Below are 17439 nucleotides of genomic sequence, written 5' to 3' on the forward strand. Positions count from 1 at the left end.
TCTCTTCTACTACTATTCTCTCTCTCTCTCTCTCTCTCTCTCTCTCTCTCTCTCTCTCTCTGGCGTTCACGCGTCCTCCAGATCAGGAAAGCGCTTGCAGATGGCGGTAATCACTTCGTGGATTTCCATGAAAACATCCACCAGTTCCGGGTCGAAATGGCTTCCCGCGTCGTTGCGCAGAATGTCCAGAGCGTCTTTCACATCCCAGGCCTCTTTGTAGCAGCGCCGGGAAATAAGCGCGTCATAGACATCGGCGATGGCCGTGATCCGGGCCTCCAGAGGAATGTCCGTACCGGACAGCAGGGGATGCTTGTCCGAACCGGTATAGCCCGAGCCGTCCCATTTCTGATGGTGGTGCAGGGCTATGGTGTGGGCCAGCATATCCACATCCTGCGTGGCGTTCTCAAACAGCCGGGCGCCCATGACCGCATGCTTTTCCATGATCCTGCGTTCCTCGGGCGTGAGGCGCCCGGGTTTTTTCAGGATGGCGTCGGGTATGCCCACCTTGCCCACGTCATGGAGCATGGCCGCCAGGCGCAAGCGTCCCTTGGCCGCGCGGATTTCCTCGGCGGTCAGGCCGTGTTTCTCCGCCCAGTGGTGGTAAATTTCAGCGGCCATGGCCCCCACCCGGCGCACATGGCTGGCCGTCTCGCGCGGGTCGCGCAACGAGGCCGTCCTGAGCATGCGCAGGATCAGGTCATTGGCCAGGCGCGCCCGTTCCAGGGAATTGCCTGCCAGCATCACCAGGCGGCCCACATAGCGTACCGTGTTGGGCGGGAAGGCCTGGATCCGGCCGTTTTTTACGCTGTTGATCAATTGCAGGACGCCGAGAATCCTGTTCTGCACGTCCGTAAAGGGCACGGTGAGCATGGAAACCGTGCGGTAGCCCGTGGCAAGGTCAAAGGCGTCGTTGAAGGCGTAGGGTTCGCTCTGGGGAATGGCGCGCACGTCCGGGATGTTCAGGACGCGGCCCGTGCAGGCAACGAAACCGGCGATGGAGCCGGTGTCCAGGGGCAGGCTGGCGTTAAGGTAGGCGTATTTATTGGCTTCCGAGCCGGGAAACAGCGTGTCGTTGGCCGCGTAGGAAAAAACCAGGCTGTTGTTTTCCACCAGGTAGATGGTGCCCGCGTCGGCGTTGCCCAAGGCGCGGGCCTGGTTCAGAACGCTGTCCAGAACGACGTTGGTGTCGGAAAAGTGCGAAATGCGGTGGAAGAAATCGCAGAGCTTGCAGTTAATGGACTCCAGGCTTTCTTCCCGCTCTTCCATTTCACCGCCGTCAGCCGTGATCAGCATGCCCTGGCAGCCCAATTGGAGGGAAATGGGCAGGCGGCAGTTTTCGCGCAGGGCGTCAAAGACCTTATCCAGCTCCCGGTCGCAGTAGGAAGGGTCGTAGTGGGTGTAGACCAGATGCTTGACGCCGCGCCCGGCCAGGAGCGCGGGCCATTGCTCCAGGGCGCTGTGCCCCCAGCCTTGGTGCAGGGGGTAGTCCTTGAGAAAATAATGCCCGTCCACCAAGGCCACATCCGCGCCGGCCATGAAATCCAGCAGGCGTTTTGTGGCCTCGCTGTCGCCCTTGTCGCCGCATTCGTGGTCGCCGGTAAAAACGAAGCTCCAGCCGTCGGCCTCAATGCGGTAGGCCGCGCAGGAACCGGGGTGGACCGTGGGACAGGTTTTCACCGTCATGTCGCCCACCTGGAATTGCTCGCCGGGCGTGAATTCCAGGATGGGCCGCCGGGGCAGTTCCCGCCAGGGCACGGGAAAATGTTTTTCGTCAAAAATTTCCAGCAGGTTTTGGGAAAAAGGGACGTCCTCGGCCAGAACGGGGCCGCGCAGGCTCAGTCGCCAGTTGGGATTATAAAGCGGTTTGAAATGCGGCAGGCCCTGAAGGTGGTCCCAATGGGCGTGGCTGAAACAGATGGTGCAATCCGTGGGGATTTCATGGTCCATGCTGTCGCCCAGGGCGTGGATGCCGGTACCGGCATCCAGAATCAGGCGGCCGCCTGATTCGCTCCTGACTTCAATACAGGTCGTGTCGCCCCCGTAGCGCGTCATTTGCGGCGAGGACACGGGGACGGAACCTCGCGTCCCCCACAGCCGGATTTTCATATCAATCTCATTTGCTGTTAAATGTCCAGATACCATCCCAATTTTCGGGCGGGTCCGCACAAAGCGCCGCGCAACGGCCGCTGTATAATTCGTAAAGTACGTTACTCTCCGCAGAGGATTCGCGCAAGCGATCGAATAGTCGTCCGGCGTCGGCGAAATTCCCCCGTATATAGAGTTGCAGCGCTTCCCGGGCTGTGGCGAATTCCGCTTCGCGGCGCCGGGCCTCCTCCTGCTCATGCACGGAAAAGATGGCTACCGGCCTGGATTTGCCTTTGACCCGGATGCTGTCCAGGGCGCGGAAGTAAAAGGCCGCGCCGCAGCGCTCCGCCACGGCGCCGCTGACCACGACGCTTGCCCCGTATTTGGCGCACATGCCCTCCAGGCGCGAGGCCAGATTGACCGTGTCGCCGATGCAGGTGTAGTCCAGCAGGTCCTCGGAACCCATATTGCCCACATAAACCGGTCCGCAGTGCAGGCCCGCGCCGATGCGCAGGCGCACGCCGAATTCCTTTTCCAGCGCGGGATTGAGCTCACGCAGCAGGGCCTGCATGCGCACGGCGGCGGCCACGGCGCGCCGGGGATGGTCCGGCACGTCCAGGGGGGCGTTCCAGAAGGCCATGATGGCGTCGCCGATGAACTTGTCCAGCGTGCCGCCGCTGTCCCGCACACAGGCGGTCATGGGTGTGAAATAGCGGTTGAGCAGGGCCACCACCTGTTGCGGGTCCAGTTTTTCCGAGAGGCTGGTGAAGCCGCGTATGTCGGTGAACAGCACACTGACGTCGCGCTCCTCACCGGCGAAAATGTCGCCTTCGCGCGCGGCGATGCGGGCCACGACCTCCGGAGCCACATAGCGGCTGAAGGCCTGGCGCAGCACGCGCTTCTGTTTTTCCTCCTGCCAGAAGCGCATGGGCAGGATGCAGAGCCCCTGGGCCAGAATGGTCAGCACCACGTAGAGCGGGGAAATGAACTGGCCCTGGGCGAAGAGATGGCCGGAGCCCCAGATCGCGCCCCCTGCCAGGAGCAGACAGGCCGGGCCGTAAATAAAAGCCCGGGTAAAACTGAATATCAAAGCCGCGGCCAGACCGGCCAGCAGAATCGCCAGGGCCTGGATGCCGGGCGTGGCGTCCGGCTGCACGATGTGGTCCTGGTTCAGGATGGCGTCCACCACAGCGGCGTGCACCTCCACGCCGGGATAGACCGCGTCGAAGGGCGTGGCGCGAATATCCTGAAGCCCGGCCGCGGACGTGCCCACGAACACGACGCGCCCCTCCAGATGCTCCGGCGGCACGCGCTTTTCCAGAATGTCCACGGCGCTGTAATAGGGATAGACCCCGCGCGGGCCCTTGAAGGGCACGCGCATCAGGCCTTGCGCCGAAACCGGGACGCGGTAGGGCCCCAGCCGGATTTCCGTGAGTCCCTCGGGGCCGGAGCGCAGAATCATGGTTTTGACGTCCAGGCCGCGCATCAGGGCTCGCAGGGAGAGGTTGGCGTAAATATTGTCGCCCAGGCGGTAGAGCAGGGGCACTTCGCGCACCACGCCGTCAGTGCCGGGGGCCACGTTGATGGCCCCCACCGGCGCGGCCCGGCTGAAAGCGGGCAGGGGCAGCAGGGCCGACGTGGCGCGCAGCACGGTGTCGCGCGGCGGCGGCGCGCCCGCGGGCGTCTGCTCGGCCAGGCCCGTGGGCCGGGGCAGGGAGGAGGGCGGGCCTTTATACGGGTCGAACCGCATGAACACGCCGAGTACCGCGGGGCTGCGGGCCAGCGTCGCGGCCAGCATGGCATCGTTGTCCGCCAGGTCGGGGGGCAGTTTTTCCAGGTCGAGCTCCACCCCGAAATCCCTGTGCAGGCGCTGGCGCAGCAAATTGGGCGAACTGCGGTCCGGCTCGGCCAGCAGAATATCCAAGGCCACGGAGGCCGCGCCGTTTTGGGTCAGATTGTCGATAAGCCGGGCCACCAGGTAGCGGGGCCAGGGCCACTGGCCGTATGCGGCCAGGCTTTTTTCGTCGATGTCCACCACCACGGGCGCATCCGAGGGCGGCGCCGCCTGCCGGGAGGTCAGGAAAAGATCGTATATTTCATTGTCGAGCTGCCGGAGCAGGGGCGGCTGCAACAGGTACAGCAACAGCATCAGGCCGCTGACGGCCAGGCCGGGCAACAGGGCCAGGGCCGCGCGCCGCAAGGCCGGATGTCGGGATAGTGGTCTGGGCATGCTCCTCCGGCCCTCCTGGTGGCTGGTGCCTCACTCTGCCTCAAGGACGGCGAAGGTTCAAGGACGCGGTTCGGATACTCCTGAAGCCAAACTTGGGACGGGCGCGTAAAACTGGGGATAAAGGGTATGGAGCATTCTTGCACGCTGCTTCGAGCCGTGCGGAGATACCTGTTCCGATACGGCGCATGCGAATGCGCAGAGAGAAACAGGCTCTTTGATGTGACAGGCAACGTTGCCTATGTGCAGTGCGTTATTAAGCGGCGGAGTCCTTTCTGCCCGGTGGTTCTGTCGGGATCAGGGCAGACGCATCTAATTTCAGCTTTTGCTGACCTCTTGTTTGACGAGATTATCCGTCAAAACCAGCCTTTTTGGCGCTGGCGGCGTCATCTGGCGCTTTTTGCTGCTCATGTACATGAGTACAGCTCTGCTCTCAATGCCCGTAAGGCTCGCCCGGCTCGCCAACGGGCACGGCCCTTTGGGCCGCCTTTTTTAGATGCGTCTGCCCTGCTGTCGGGATGTGGGATAGTTGACAGTTTTTGATTTGTTATTCTATAATTATACAAGATGTGCTACTAGGCTGTGATTATGTACTAAAATTTTGAAGTACGGAGGCCGCCATGGAAAACGCCCTGGAATTCAAACCGGCAAGTACGCGTTATGATACGGGCAGAAAATTTAACGGCCGCATCATCTGGGGGCAGGATTTTCATTGTCCCCGCCTGCCCGCCTTTGCGGAAGGCGGTTTCGCCCATGGCATTGACGATGCGTATTTTTTCTGCGGCGCATCCGGAATCGGGCTGAGTTCGGTCAATGGAGAAAGTTTCATTTTCCCCTTTGCCGCGCCCGCTGATGGTGAAAATGTGGGCCTTATCGCAACTCCTACCCATGTTTTTGTAACTGTGGGAAGAGATCGCTCGCAATATTCCGCCTGCATCAGTGTCTTTTTCGTCACCAAAGGCGATTGATGTCGGAGTGAAAACGTGTCTTTTATCGGCGTGACGGCATGTATCCTCATCACACGGGCGGGGCCTGCGGCTCCGCCTTTTTCTACCGGTGCGGCGCTGAATAACGCCGTACTGTTCCAGAGAGCGGACACGCGAGGTCGTCTCTGGTTTTCAGTGCGCCGCCTCCGCGCCGTCAGCCTCAGAACGTCCAGGCCAGGCCCATATTGAAGGTATACTGCCGGTAAGTATAGAGCGGGGAGGAGGAGCGGGTGTCCACATACTGCACGCCGGCCTCCGCCTGGAGGCTGGAGGTCAGGTTGTACAGGGCGAACAGCCCGGTACGGCAGACCGTATCCCGGCGGTATTCCTGTTCCAGCACGGTGGCCGGGCCGTCATAGTTTTCGCGGCGCATGCTGGCAAAGGGCAACAGTTGAAATTTGTCCGTAACGTTGAGGCGCAGGCGCAGACTGGCCTCCAGGCCGTGGTAGCTGTAACCGGGGGTGTCCACGGCCGAGCCCAGGGCGCGCATCCCCAGGGTCATCTCATGGCCCGACGAACCCAGCAGCACACGCATGTATTCCCCCACCCACCAGTAGGTGCCGTCGCGGCCGATATCCTGCGTATAGACGCGTTTTTCCAGGGCGGCGCGGGTAATCATCTGCAGGTTGGGCAACACCGCCCAGACGAATGTGCCCTCCGGTCCCAGCACGCTCACGCGCTGGTCCAGGCTCTGGTCGGCCATTTCTCCCTTGATGCGCAGCTCGGCGAGGGTTCTGGAGGACATGTGCCGCAGGCCCAGCGCGGCACGGCCCCAGGAAAAGTCGTTGTTGACGGGCAACTTGGGATTGCCGTTCCAGCGCTTGAAAAAGGCGATGTCCGAAACGAGCCACCAGGGGCTGTCCTCTCCCAGCCGCCAGCCTGTGTCCAGCATGCCGTTGAGGTAGGAACCCCAACTGTCCACGGCCTTGACCCCGTGCACGGTCAGATTGTCGAAAAGCCCGAGGCTCATCTTGTCCGAGGCCGGCCCTTGGTTGGCGTTGGAGTCGTACATGACGCCGCCGCTGATCCGGCCGTGGGCCTGGAAGCGGGACTGGGAATTTTCCAGATTGTCCAGAATGCGGGCAATGCGCGTTGCCGTAAGCGTCGGGTCGTACTGGCGGGCCAGGTCCAGTTCGCGGCGGGCCGCGTCCCTGTCGCCCAGGCGCAGATACACGTCGGCCAGGGAGCGGCGCAGCTTGGCGTCCGCCGGGTAGCGGTCGATGAGTCGCTCAAAGGCCAGCAGGGCCTGGGAATAGCGCCGGGTGCGGGCGGCGGCCAGGGCCAGGCCGTAATTGATCTCGTCATTGTCCGGCTCTTCGCGCAGCAGGCGCATGTAGAGCTGATAGGCCTCCTCGTAGCGGCCTTTGTTGACGAGCGTTTTGGCCTGGGCGCGGCTTTGGTCCAAAGCCAGATGGAGCGCGGGCAACGGCGCCGCCGTCGCCCGCAGAGAAAGACACAGCAGGAACAGGATCACCCAAAGCGGGCGCAACAGCGGATGGCGGAGCATGCGCCAGCGTTTTCAGCGTTACCGGCTTACTCTGTGGCCCTCGCCCGTTCCGCTGAAAATCCCCTTATCTGCTCCCTCTTTACCCGGTATCAGTGGATCCCGGACTTCCCAGTGCTCCACGTCCACATGATCATTGCTGATGCCGCCATGCATGGAAGCGCTGGCGTTGGGATACAGGGAATCGGGTGACGCGGTGAAGTCGCCCACATTAAAGATGCCCCCGGTTACCTGGCCGGTACCATTGGTGCCGGAATAGGTATTGGGGACCGCATTCGTGCCGATGGCCATCTTGCCGTTATCTATGCCGCCGCTGCCCAGGTTGACGTCAAAGCTGAAGCTGCCGCCAATCCCTGAACTCTCGCTGACTCCATGAAGCCGGCCCTCGTAGCTGGCTTTGAGCGCGCCGGGGTTGTCCACTACACCGGGGGTGAGATCACCGCCGGCAATGACGTCCTCCACGGCGTTCCGCAGAGCCGTGTCATTACCGGCCTGATGCAGCGTGCTTCCGCCCTGGCCGCCCATATCGGAACCGGCGGCACTTTCTCCATTGGAGGCAGCGGGCGTGCCGCTGTCCGCCATTGCCGGAACCGCGGCTTCGGAGGACGGCGCGGACTGCGCGGTTGCGGCCGCCGTGTTGCCCTGAGCGGCATTGCCGGTTGCGGCGGCGGTTTGCGGCGTCTGCGGGGCCTGGCGGGTCTGGCGCGTCACGGTCTGGACAGTGTTCATTTCAGCGGGCGTGGCCGGGCGCAGCACGTTGCCCGTGGCCCCCACTTCCGTGGTCAGGCCGGCTTTGGGCATTTCCGTGTGCTGGCCCGTGGCGGTATTGAACACACTGACACTGTGCCCCGCGCCCAATTGGCTGAGGATGAATTTGCTCTGGGAGGGGCTGCGCACGTCGGCGGTCAGGATAGTGCCGCGGATGCCCACCGTGGCGTGCGGCGTGGTGACTTTGAAACCTTCGCGGTTCCGCTCCACCACCTTGCCGGTGACCACCCGGGCCAGGCCCCGGCCCACGCCCAGGGCGAAGTTGGCCTTGGCCGGTCCGCCGAAGCTGAAATCAGCGATATTGACCATGCTGTCCGGTGCCACGGCCACCGTGGTGTCGTCGGCAAAAAGCACTTGCAGTTTGCCGGTGGCGTCGGTACTGACCTGGTCCTCTTTATACAGCGGGTCTTTCAGTTTGAGGGGTGTGCGCGCATTCCCGCGCTGCACAAAGGCCCCCGGCGTCACGGCGATGACGCGCGCGGCTTCGGCGGGCCGGGAGGGCGCGGCAAAGCCCGGAGCGGCAAGAGACAGGCTGAGACAACAGAATGCTGCCCAGAAAAAGAGACGCTGGATAAACATACATGCCTCCGCGAAGGAGAAGAGTGCATCACGTTTGTTTCGTAGGAAAGAAACGGCAACAAGCCGACATTATTCACGCAAGGCACGATTGAAATGAGTGAATTGCTCTGGTGCCCGTGAAGCGGACACCCGCGTTCGAGTGCAAGGAAAAACAGCCTGTCAGCGTTGCTGCCGGTATCCATACGGCTCAAGGACTCGCCAACGGCTAACGCTTCCGCGGCACGCGGGCGGCGTGGAGTTTGAAATGTATGACATTTCAAACGTAACATACTGTCAAAGAAGGAACACGCGTAAAACTCCGTCGGTGCCGCATGAAAGCACGGAAACCACGGCCGCAAAGCCGGAACGGACAGTTTTTTTAAGGCCTATACCCGGAATAGTGCCGTGTCAAGGCGGCGTCCCGGACGGCGGGAAACCGGGCTCAAGCCCGATTCCCCGCCGCGCGGCATCAGCTCTGCTTCATTTCCTGGATCAGAAGCGTAAGGCCCTGCGCCTGAGCAGCCAGATCCGAAACGGCCTTGGCCGCTTCGGCCATGGCATCGGCCGTCTGTCGGGACATGTCGTTGACCTGGACGATGGAATGGTTGATTTCTTCGCTGGCCGCCGATTGCTCCTCACTGGCCGTGGCAATGGCGTTGACCTGGTCCGCCGTGCCCTCCACCGTGGAAACAATGGCTTCCAGAGCCTGGCCCGAGGCATTGGCGTATTCCGTGGCCTCTTCGATCCGGGCCACGGCGTCGTCCACCGAGGCCGTGCTCTTTGCCGTGCTTGCCTGAATGGCGCTGATGGCGTTGCCCACATCCTGCGTGGAACTCATGGTCTTTTCAGCCAGTTTGCGCACCTCGTCGGCCACCACGGCAAAGCCGCGCCCGGCGTCGCCCGCGCGGGCGGCCTCAATGGCGGCGTTGAGCGCCAGCAGGTTGGTCTGGTCCGCGATGTCGGAAATCACGTTCATGATCCGGCTGATGGCCTGGGCGTGTTCGTTGAGCTGTACCATGTCGCCTTTGAGCTCCACGGAAACCTGGTGCACCTTGTTGATGCTCTGCAGGGATTTTTCCACAATGCGCGCGCCGTCCTCGGCCTTGGCCTTGGTTTCGGCGGAAGCGCCGGAAGCCGCGCCGGCGTTTCTGGCGACTTCCTGCACGGTGGCGTTCATTTCGTTCATGGCCGTGGCCGCTTCGGAAAGGCGCTGGGCCGACTCCGCCGCGCCCCGGTCGGATTGCTCGATCTGGGCCGAAAGTTCGGTGGAGGCGGAAGAAACCACGCCGGCCACCTCTTCCAGTTTGTCGGCGGCGATCAGCATGGCCTCGGTCTTGGCCTGGGCCTGCTCTCCGGCGGATTCCGCGCGGCGCATGGCCTCCTCGGCTTTGCGGGATTGTTCCCTGGCGTTTTCCGATTCGCGGCGGGCGGTTTCAATATGGCCCTCCAGGGCTTTGACCATGGCCACAATGGAGCCGTACACGCCGATTCGGGGGCTGCCGTCATCAATATTGTAGTCGCCGTGTTCCACGCGCATGGCGATGTCGTTCAACTCGCCGGGGTCCTTGCCGAGCTGGCGGATGACGTTGCGCACGATCAACACGATCAGCACGATTGCGGCAAGGATGGCCGCGATGGTCAGGCCGATGCCGATGTTCCGGGCCTGGGTGTAGACCTCGTCGCCCCGGCGGTTGACCCTGTCGGCGTTGTCCGTGGCGTAGGCCACCAGGGCATTGATGGTGTCGCAGAGTTCGAGATATTCCTTGTTCGATTCATTGATCAGGAAATTCACGGCCTGCTCGTTTTTCTGCTCCCGCGACATGGTGAGCATTTTGTCCGAGCTGGCGAAGTAGTCCCGGCTTTCCTTCTTGACGTTATCCAGCTTTTCCCTGCCTTCCGGGGTGTGGATCAGGCCTTGCAGGGTGTTGAGATACGCGGAGAGCTTTTCCCGCCCTTGGGTGATTTCCTTGTCAAGGCGGGCGATGACCGCCGGGTCCGTAGCATAGATGTGCCGCACTTCGGCGATGCGGTGTTCCGACATGTCGTTGTTATATTGACCGGCCACACTGATGGTGGGAATGTTGCGGTGGGCCAGGGTGGTGACGAAATCGTTGACCCTGTCCAGCTCCATCAGCAAAAAGCCCGCCAGAATGGTCATCAGGACCGTCAGTACGGCCATGCTCAAACAGATTTTTGTCGACAGCTTCATGGCTGTTCCTCGCTAGAGTATATTTTATTGGGATATAGTGCCTTTTCAGCCGGGAAAACGTGCGCTTCCCGCTGCGCCTCTTCTCCATCGGTCGGAAACGGTCTTTTTTATTTGCGGTGTTCACAAATGGCCGCATGTCCCGCCCGGATATCAGAGCATTTATCGCTTGAAACGCTCCAAAAACAAAAAACACGGACGCATGGTCCGTGTTGTGCATGAATCTTCATAAAGACAAACAACCAGCCTCAGCCCGCCCCGGCGCTCGCCGCGCAAGGCTGTTCGCGCCGTTTTTTTTCTTCGGCGTCTCTTGCTGGATACCACAGCGCCTACCGCAAGACAACGGCATCCCCTTGCGGCCGGCCCGCGCGTGGATTCCATAAAAAACCCGCTGAAGTGAAACCTCAACGGACGCATAGGAGTCGAATATACGAGTTATTACATTAATATTATAAAATAAAATCATTCAATTTTTCTTTTATACCAACATATTCTATTGCTTCCCACTTTGCGGGAACACTCCCCGCCGTATGGTTGATTTTGTAAAATAACCCCTTAGAACCGGTCATAGGCGTCTGTTTTGTTGTGGGGAGTGGTCATCTGCTTACTCCTCACAAATATTCACCCAAGCGCGGATAGCCGGTGCGCGCCCAAGCGCTGTACACCAGCGCGCCGAGTGCCTTCGCCATATCGTCGGAATCAATACCGTCGGCGCTGGACTTGCTCAGGATAGCGGTGAGGGCGCAAAATGGGTCCAGAGCTTTTGCCAGAGTTTCCCTGTCGACGCCGCACGGTAGCGAATTTTCATCATTCTCCTTGTGCCGCCGGATCTCCCTGCCAATCAGCCCGGCGATGCTGAATGTTGTGGCATTACCGGGAATAAAGTTTTTCGAAGCGTCAGATTCTAAAAGCTCTGTTTTTTTTGAAACTCGTTTTCAGCAAAATCCATAATGGCTTGAAGATGGGGATATTCTTTTGTTTCGCTCACTGCTCGCACTCCTTTGTGGGCTCGGGATGATGTTTTTCCAGGAGCTGCATAAGCGTGTACGCGCCGTAGCCGCCGACCCTCTGAATTTCTAATTCCTTGCGCGCGCCATGTACCATCAAGCCAAGGAGGTTGCCGACGCTTCGGCAAAATTCCGCATCTCCCTTGGAGAAGCCCCCTTCATCCTCATCATGAACGGTGGCTAACAAGCCGGCCAGCAACCCAAAGGGATTGATGATTTTTCCGTCTATACTTGTGGCCATGTCAGCGCGAGCTTCGTCTTCGGCTTTGGCAATGGCTCTGTTTCGCTCTATTTCGGCGGGAGTGGGGTTGGTGGACTCGATAGCGTCGATGGCGATGGAGACTCGTGCGTCCTCGCTGTACGGGGTGCGCTCAGAAGCTGTCTTTCCGGTGTCCATTATGCGCACACCTCCGGCGTAGCGGTTTGAAGCAGGGGGAGCAGAGTTTTAGCCTGTGCGATAAGGTGCGTCAGAGCAGAGGCGACCTGTCGCATGTCGTCGGTGGGCAGGGAGGCTTGCCGGTTTTTGCGAACAACCTTGCCGGTAGGTCCGATGGTCAGAGCAGAGAGAAAGGCCACAGCTTCACCCATTCTGGACTCGGGAAGAAGCCGGTGCTGCGGGATGGAGAAGTTCCGGTTGAAAGCCGTCCAGACGGACATGCGGGCTTTCCATGCCAGGGCGGCCGGAACGTGGGTCAGCTTGGCGAGCAGCAGTTCGGCAAGCTGTTCTCGTCGCGCCCTGGGGAGAACCTTGATCTGGAGGAAGGGGGCGAGGACGGCGACGGGTTGGGGAGCGCGAAGGGCCTCCATTGCCTTGCGTTCGCATGCGATAAAGTAGCGCCGCGCCATGCGACCGATTTCGTTGTTTTCGATCATCGCCAACTCTTTGCCCATGTTCAAGGAAAGCGTGTATTCAATGGGTTGCTGTAACCCCTTGAAATCTCCGCTCGTCTTTTTTGGCGAGCATGAAATTATTGAACTTTTTTCAAAGTCCTCTCCCTCGACAAATCCATATTTGTCAATCCGCGCCTTAATCCAATGTGAAAACTCCCTTTTGACTTGCAGAGACGTATGCAAACGTCGGGCGTCAACGGTAAGTTGTCGAACGTCGCCAATGGAATCCGGGCTGATTGGAATAAGATCGTGATTAAGCATGATGCACCTCGACAATTTTAGGGGTTGGAAACAAAAAAGGCAGAACAACGCTCCCCGGCTTATCGAAGGCCGCCGGGGCCTCTCGGACACCCGGACGTTGTTCCGCCAATATGTAACCAACACCCGTTGAGGCGCTTTGGTGGCAGAAACAAGAAAGACCGCTCTTTTCACGCTGTGGGGCAACGCAAAGGCGACGGCTACGCCTTCGATAATTAGGGAAGTCCAGCATGCCTTCCACCGTCGAGGCTGTCAGGGGGGCCGTCCGGGCGCTGAGGGTCGTGAGTTTTACGACCCTCCTCATGTGTTGTGCGCAATGATGTCTCATAGTGCCCTCCCTACCAGCCGGCCGCGGCAAACAGCGTAACGGGAAAGTCGATCCCGGCAGCTACGCCGTAATCATCTTCTTCCGCCTCGGGCATATAGCGGCGTATAACCTGGACCACAGTACAGGCGTCGCCGTCGTTGGTGTAATCGGTGACGCAGCTCTCAATCTCGTCCAGGCTGCGGGCCGGGCCGTTGAAGTCGCCGTCATCGGTCAGATTGTAATAGCCGGGGGCAAGCTCTTCGATCTGCTCGCGGCGAGTATCCAGCAAATGCCGGAGGCGGAGGTTTTCCGATTCAAGCTGTCGGATGCGCTCGTGAGCCTTCAGCAGGGAAGGGGGAATTGACGATTCCGCAGGGGTGTGGGAACTTGCCGTAGCCATTATTCGCGCCTCGCTAGTGTGGTTGATGGTTTGCCCGGTTGGTGTTCCAGCACCGCCGGGCGCTTTTATTTTTCGCCCTTGCTAATCCCGCCTTATGGCTTCTCTCGCACCTTCCTACTGACCCGCGTCCCCCGTATAGGGCTCCGCGTCGTTCGGGGCTCTGGAATCCTGCCCGGCGGGTTGCCGCTGGGGTTGAGCTTGGCACTCTGCCTGCTGGCGCTGTGACGAGCCTGTTTCCCCGTTGGCAATGTTATATTACGTAATCGTAAAAATAAAGTCAATATAAATTGTTTTTTCGTAAAAATGATATAAAAATCACGCCGGGAATTTCGGCGTGATGGCGGCCCGGTCAGCGGGCGCAAAAAAGCCCCTCGGGAGAGGGGCGGGGAGGCAGGCATGGTTACGCGTTATATTGTCCCGGCAATATTTGCGGTTTCAGGGATATCCCTTATATGGGGGACCTTGAGCGGCACTGGCTGGGCACTGAGAGTATTCCACAATGAAACAAAGAAAATGCTTGATGACCATATGGAATTTATGCAGAAAATTCAGACCGAAGCTGAAGAAAAGCATATGCAAAACAGCAGAAGGATGCAGCGGCGATAATAATTGTAATGAATGTTAAAATCCGTCCGGGAACGGACTCTTTCCACTGTGGCATTTCTATTTTTGATGAGCCAACAAAATATAGATCTACGGCCTTTTGTATAAAGGCGTCCATTTGTTGGCGAGAATTTTTTATATATGCTGTAAAATAACAACGCTGGGCAAAATAAGAAATTGAAGAACAAGCGACAGACAACACGACTCCTGCAATACACCACGAAATCAAGCTTACCCAGCATTTTTCGAGAGCATCTTTATTATAGACAACAGCAACAGCTGCCGCCCCATTCAGCAAGAAAAGGCCGTTTAAAGCTTGCTTCCCATAATCAATGCTGGATTTAAATAGCTCTGCCGCCATTGTCTTTTGATTATCAGAAAGTTGAACAGCTAAAAGTTTGTTTAATTCAAGAATCTTTTCCCTAGCGTCATTACTAGGCGTTTTCATCCCCTACTTCTCCCGCACGTCCGCCCAGGCCCAGATTACCCTGCCCACAATGGCCTTGTCCCAGTCGTCACAGAAGTCTTGCTTCAGGCTGTAAATCATAGGCGGCCATTTTGACCCGTTATCACTGTAATAGGTGACCTGGAAGTCATCTTTTCGTTCTGTGACACTGACGCGCTTGACCATGCCTGACCCGTCGTCAGGATCAAGCACCAACATCATATGGCCGGGTTTGGTCACGTCGCGATCATCGCGGTCAACAAGCACGATGTCGCCGGGGTTCAGCGTGGGCTGCATGGACGTGGACGTCGGCCCGATTTCCACGGCGATCAAATTTCTGCGGTGCCGGATAGCGGGAAGGTTCTTGTAGGCCAGGAACCAGCTCTTGACCTCATCCTCCGGCAAATAGCCCGGTCCGGCCCCCACCTCACCCACCATAGGGGCCGCAATATAGTCTTCGGCCACCGGTGGTGTGGCATATTGCCCGGCTGGAACCACCTTGGCGTTGACGAAGCAGACGTCACGGGATGCTTCGGCGTCTGGTTTTGTAATGTTTATTTTTAACACATCCAAAAGAGGAGAAATCTCTGACATTCTGGGGGATTGTATTTTGTTGATCCACCTGCTCAAATTTGCATTAGAGACGCCAGCAGCCTTCGCAAGCGCTGTTGCGCTCCCATACTGAGTTACGCCTTCTTTCAAGACCCGCAAAATTTTTTCCGAAAAAGTATCTTCTTTCATGCCAACCATTTTACTTGAAAGTAAAAAAGCTGTCTAGTTACGTTTTTATTTTTATTGCTTGATTTTATTTTTCGTTTTCGTAAAATAGGCCGCATGGAAACACGTATCGCTATAGAACTCAGAGCTTTCTTGGCAAGGACCTCTTTTAGCCAATCTGAATTAGCTCGCGCGTCCGGCGTAAATCCAGCCTACATCTCTCGGCTAAAAACTGGCGTGCAAAGAGACATTTTTTCAGCCTACGCCGACGCCCTCCGTGATGCCATGCACCACCTCATAACCAGCCCCGCTACTCAACCCGAACCGCCCGGCGGCGAAGAAGGCAGCCATACTTCGTAGCCTATTTGAGCCCTGCGCATGGGCCGCTGCCGGACTGTATGCCCTTAGCCTCCTGATGGCGCTGTGGTGGATGCGGGAACAATGGCGGGAACGACGGAAGCACAAAAAACATCAATAAATAATAGGAGGCGTAACAATGAACACAGAGCGTGTTGAAAGTATCGTCACCGAGTATCACGGCAACAATAACGCTTCGCTCACGGCTCTGTTTATTGATGCCTGCACCATCAGTGCCGGAAGTCCTTCCATCAGACTTGAGGCGGTGGCGGAATGAGCGGGCTCAAGATTGTCAGTGCGGATCAGCGCATGGCGGAGCAGGACGGCATCAAGGGCGTAATCTTCGGCGCGGCGAAGGTCGGTAAAACTTCTCTGCTTTGGACGCTGGACCCCGCAAGCACACTTTTTGTGGATCTGGAGGCCGGTGGATTGTCCGTGCAGGGATGGGGCGGGGACTCCATTGAGGTGCGCGACTGGGACAGCGCGCGCAATCTGGCCTGCTTCCTGGGCGGCTCCAATCCTGCCCGACGCGCCGACCAACCCTACAGCCGGGCGCATTACGACTATGTGTGCGGGCTCTACGGCGACCCGGCGACAACAGCCAAGTACAGCACCATTTTTGTGGACTCCATCACCGTGCCCTCGCGCCTGGCCCTGCAATGGGCCAAAGGGCAGCCGGAAGCCTTCAGCGAACGCACGGGCAAACCGGACACGCGCGGGGCCTATGGCCTGCTGGGTCAGGAGATGATCGGTTGGGTGACGCCGTTGCAACACATCGGCAGCCGCAATGTCTGGTTCGTGGGCCTGCTGGACGAAAAGCGCGATGACTTCAACCGCCCCTACTACGAGCCGCAGATCGAAGGGAGCAAGACCGGCTTGGAACTGCCCGGCATTGTGGACGAGGTTGTCACCATGACCGAGCTGAAGCCGGAAGGCGAAAACGTACAGCCGTACCGCGCTTTTATCTGCTCACGGCCCAATCCCTGGGGCTACCCGGCCGGGGACCGCAGCGGCAAACTTGAGCAGGTGGAAGCGCCGCATCCGGGGCGGCTCATGGCCAAGATACGCGACGGGCGGCGGCCCGCCGCAGCGGACTATACCTATAACATCCAGTAATGAGGAGAAGAGCCATGCATGATTTTAATACCGCGGACCGCCAGCAGAACGGTTTCGACCTCATCCCGTCGGGCACGGTGTTGCCCCTGGTCATGACCATCCGGCCCGGCGGCGCGGGCGAAGGCGGCTGGCTGTGCGACTCGCAGTCTTCCGACGCGCAGATGCTGGACTGCGAGTTCACTGTGGAGTCCGGCCCCTACGCTAAGCGCAAGGTCTGGCAGATGTTCACCCTGACCGGCGGCAAGCTGAACGAAAAGGGCGAGTCCATAGGGGGCAACATCAGCCGCGCCACGCTGCGGGCCATTCTGGAAAGCGCGCGGAATATCCAGCCCGACGACATGAGCGACGCGGCGCGCGCGGCCCGCTGCATCAACGGCTGGCAGGATTTCTGCGGGATTACGTTCTGGGCCCGGTTGGGCGTGGAAAAGGACAAGACCGGCCAGTATTCCGACAAGAACAAGATCGCCTGCGTGCTGACGCCGGACATGAAGGACTACGGCAAAATGGGTGAAGCCCCGGCCGGAGGGCGGACGGGCGGATCGTCCAGCGCGGCAGCGGTTTCGGCCCCCGCCTGGGGCGCGGCCGCCCCGGCAGTATCCCCGGCCCCGGCTCCGGCCCCGGCGCAACCGGCGGTGCAGCCTTCGGAAGCGGCAGCCGTTGCCCGCGCCAGCGGGCTTACGGATGGCGACAGCGGAGCTAACGCGGCCCCGGGCCAGATGCCGCCCCCGCAGCCCGCCCAGGGAGCGCCCGTGCCCGCTTGGGCGCGCTAGCCGTTGCGACGCAGGAAGCTACGGATGGCGACAGCAGAGATGCGCTAGCCGTTGCGACGCAGGAAGCTACGGATGGCGACAGCAGAGATGCGCTAGCCGTTGCGACGCAGGAAGCTACGGATGGCGACAGCAGAGATGCGCTAGCCGTTGCGACGCAGGAAGCTACGGATGGCGACAGCAGAGATCGCGCTAGCCGTTGCGACGCAGGAAGCTACGGATGGCGACAGCAGAGAT

14 protein-coding genes are annotated in these 17439 nt (G+C 59.6%); 4 read left to right on the top strand and 10 right to left on the bottom strand.

All coding sequences use genetic code 11. From position 1 onward, the window contains the following. Positions 1-66: 66 nt before the first annotated feature. On the bottom strand, positions 67-2106 hold the full coding sequence (locus tag HMPREF1022_RS16500; RefSeq protein WP_009302119.1) for an HD domain-containing phosphohydrolase: 2040 nt from the start codon (positions 2104-2106) through the stop codon (positions 67-69). Positions 2107-2113: 7 nt separating this feature from the next. Further along, complete coding sequence (locus HMPREF1022_RS04725) at positions 2114-4315, bottom strand: CHASE2 domain-containing protein (RefSeq protein WP_009302120.1); 2202 nt, start codon at positions 4313-4315, stop codon at positions 2114-2116. Positions 4316-4932: 617 nt separating this feature from the next. Here HMPREF1022_RS04725 and HMPREF1022_RS04730 point away from each other — a divergent pair. Continuing rightward, positions 4933-5280 carry a hypothetical protein gene (locus tag HMPREF1022_RS04730; protein WP_008685626.1) on the top strand — a complete coding sequence of 116 codons (348 nt, stop codon included), beginning with the start codon at positions 4933-4935 and terminating at the stop codon, positions 5278-5280. Between the two features lie 178 nt (positions 5281-5458). On the opposite strand, the gene HMPREF1022_RS04735 is transcribed toward HMPREF1022_RS04730, so the two are convergent. The 8 genes from HMPREF1022_RS04735 to HMPREF1022_RS04770 all read right to left on the bottom strand — a co-directional run bounded on the left by HMPREF1022_RS04735 (position 5459) and on the right by HMPREF1022_RS04770 (position 14986). Then, positions 5459-6805 (bottom strand): tetratricopeptide repeat protein, encoded by a 1347-nt coding sequence (locus tag HMPREF1022_RS04735; protein ID WP_009302121.1) that lies wholly within the window; start codon positions 6803-6805, stop codon positions 5459-5461. Positions 6806-6823: 18 nt separating this feature from the next. After that, the gene (locus HMPREF1022_RS04740; protein ID WP_009302122.1) at positions 6824-8149 is read right to left on the bottom strand and encodes a FecR family protein; all 1326 of its coding nucleotides are present in this window, start codon (positions 8147-8149) and stop codon (positions 6824-6826) included. A 448-nt stretch (positions 8150-8597) separates the two neighbouring features. After that, on the bottom strand, positions 8598-10337 hold the full coding sequence (locus tag HMPREF1022_RS04745; RefSeq protein ID WP_009302123.1) for a methyl-accepting chemotaxis protein: 1740 nt from the start codon (positions 10335-10337) through the stop codon (positions 8598-8600). 981 nt (positions 10338-11318) lie between these two features. Further along, positions 11319-11738, bottom strand: a complete 420-nt coding sequence (locus tag HMPREF1022_RS04750; protein ID WP_009302124.1) for a hypothetical protein — start codon at positions 11736-11738, stop codon at positions 11319-11321. Next, entirely contained in the window at positions 11738-12493 is a 756-nt protein-coding gene (locus tag HMPREF1022_RS16505; RefSeq protein WP_009302125.1) for an antA/AntB antirepressor family protein, read from the bottom strand. Before HMPREF1022_RS16505 ends, HMPREF1022_RS04750 begins: the two co-directional genes overlap by 1 nt. A 335-nt stretch (positions 12494-12828) precedes the next feature. Continuing rightward, positions 12829-13197, bottom strand: a complete 369-nt coding sequence (locus HMPREF1022_RS04760) for a hypothetical protein (RefSeq protein ID WP_008685613.1) — start codon at positions 13195-13197, stop codon at positions 12829-12831. A 535-nt stretch (positions 13198-13732) separates the two neighbouring features. Beyond that, positions 13733-14248 carry a hypothetical protein gene (locus HMPREF1022_RS17970; RefSeq protein ID WP_156802841.1) on the bottom strand — a complete coding sequence of 172 codons (516 nt, stop codon included), beginning with the start codon at positions 14246-14248 and terminating at the stop codon, positions 13733-13735. A gap of 3 nt (positions 14249-14251) precedes the next feature. After that, on the bottom strand, positions 14252-14986 hold the full coding sequence (locus tag HMPREF1022_RS04770) for a LexA family transcriptional regulator (protein ID WP_050801248.1): 735 nt from the start codon (positions 14984-14986) through the stop codon (positions 14252-14254). A 472-nt stretch (positions 14987-15458) separates the two neighbouring features. Here HMPREF1022_RS04770 and HMPREF1022_RS17975 point away from each other — a divergent pair, with 472 nt between their 5' ends. From HMPREF1022_RS17975 to HMPREF1022_RS04780, 3 genes are read left to right on the top strand one after another with little or no spacing between them, the layout of a single operon-like run. Further along, positions 15459-15596 (top strand): hypothetical protein, encoded by a 138-nt coding sequence (locus tag HMPREF1022_RS17975; protein WP_009302128.1) that lies wholly within the window; start codon positions 15459-15461, stop codon positions 15594-15596. Beyond that, positions 15593-16435, top strand: a complete 843-nt coding sequence (locus HMPREF1022_RS04775) for an ATP-binding protein (protein WP_009302129.1) — start codon at positions 15593-15595, stop codon at positions 16433-16435. The genes HMPREF1022_RS17975 and HMPREF1022_RS04775 overlap by 4 nt, the downstream gene beginning before the upstream one ends. Positions 16436-16449: 14 nt before the next feature. After that, positions 16450-17205: a hypothetical protein gene (locus HMPREF1022_RS04780; RefSeq protein WP_009302130.1), complete on the top strand. Its 756-nt coding sequence runs from the start codon at positions 16450-16452 to the stop codon at positions 17203-17205. The last annotated feature ends 234 nt before the right edge of the window (positions 17206-17439 follow it).

The organism is Desulfovibrio sp. 6_1_46AFAA (assembly GCF_000224635.1).
GTDB lineage: Bacteria > Desulfobacterota > Desulfovibrionia > Desulfovibrionales > Desulfovibrionaceae > Desulfovibrio > Desulfovibrio fairfieldensis.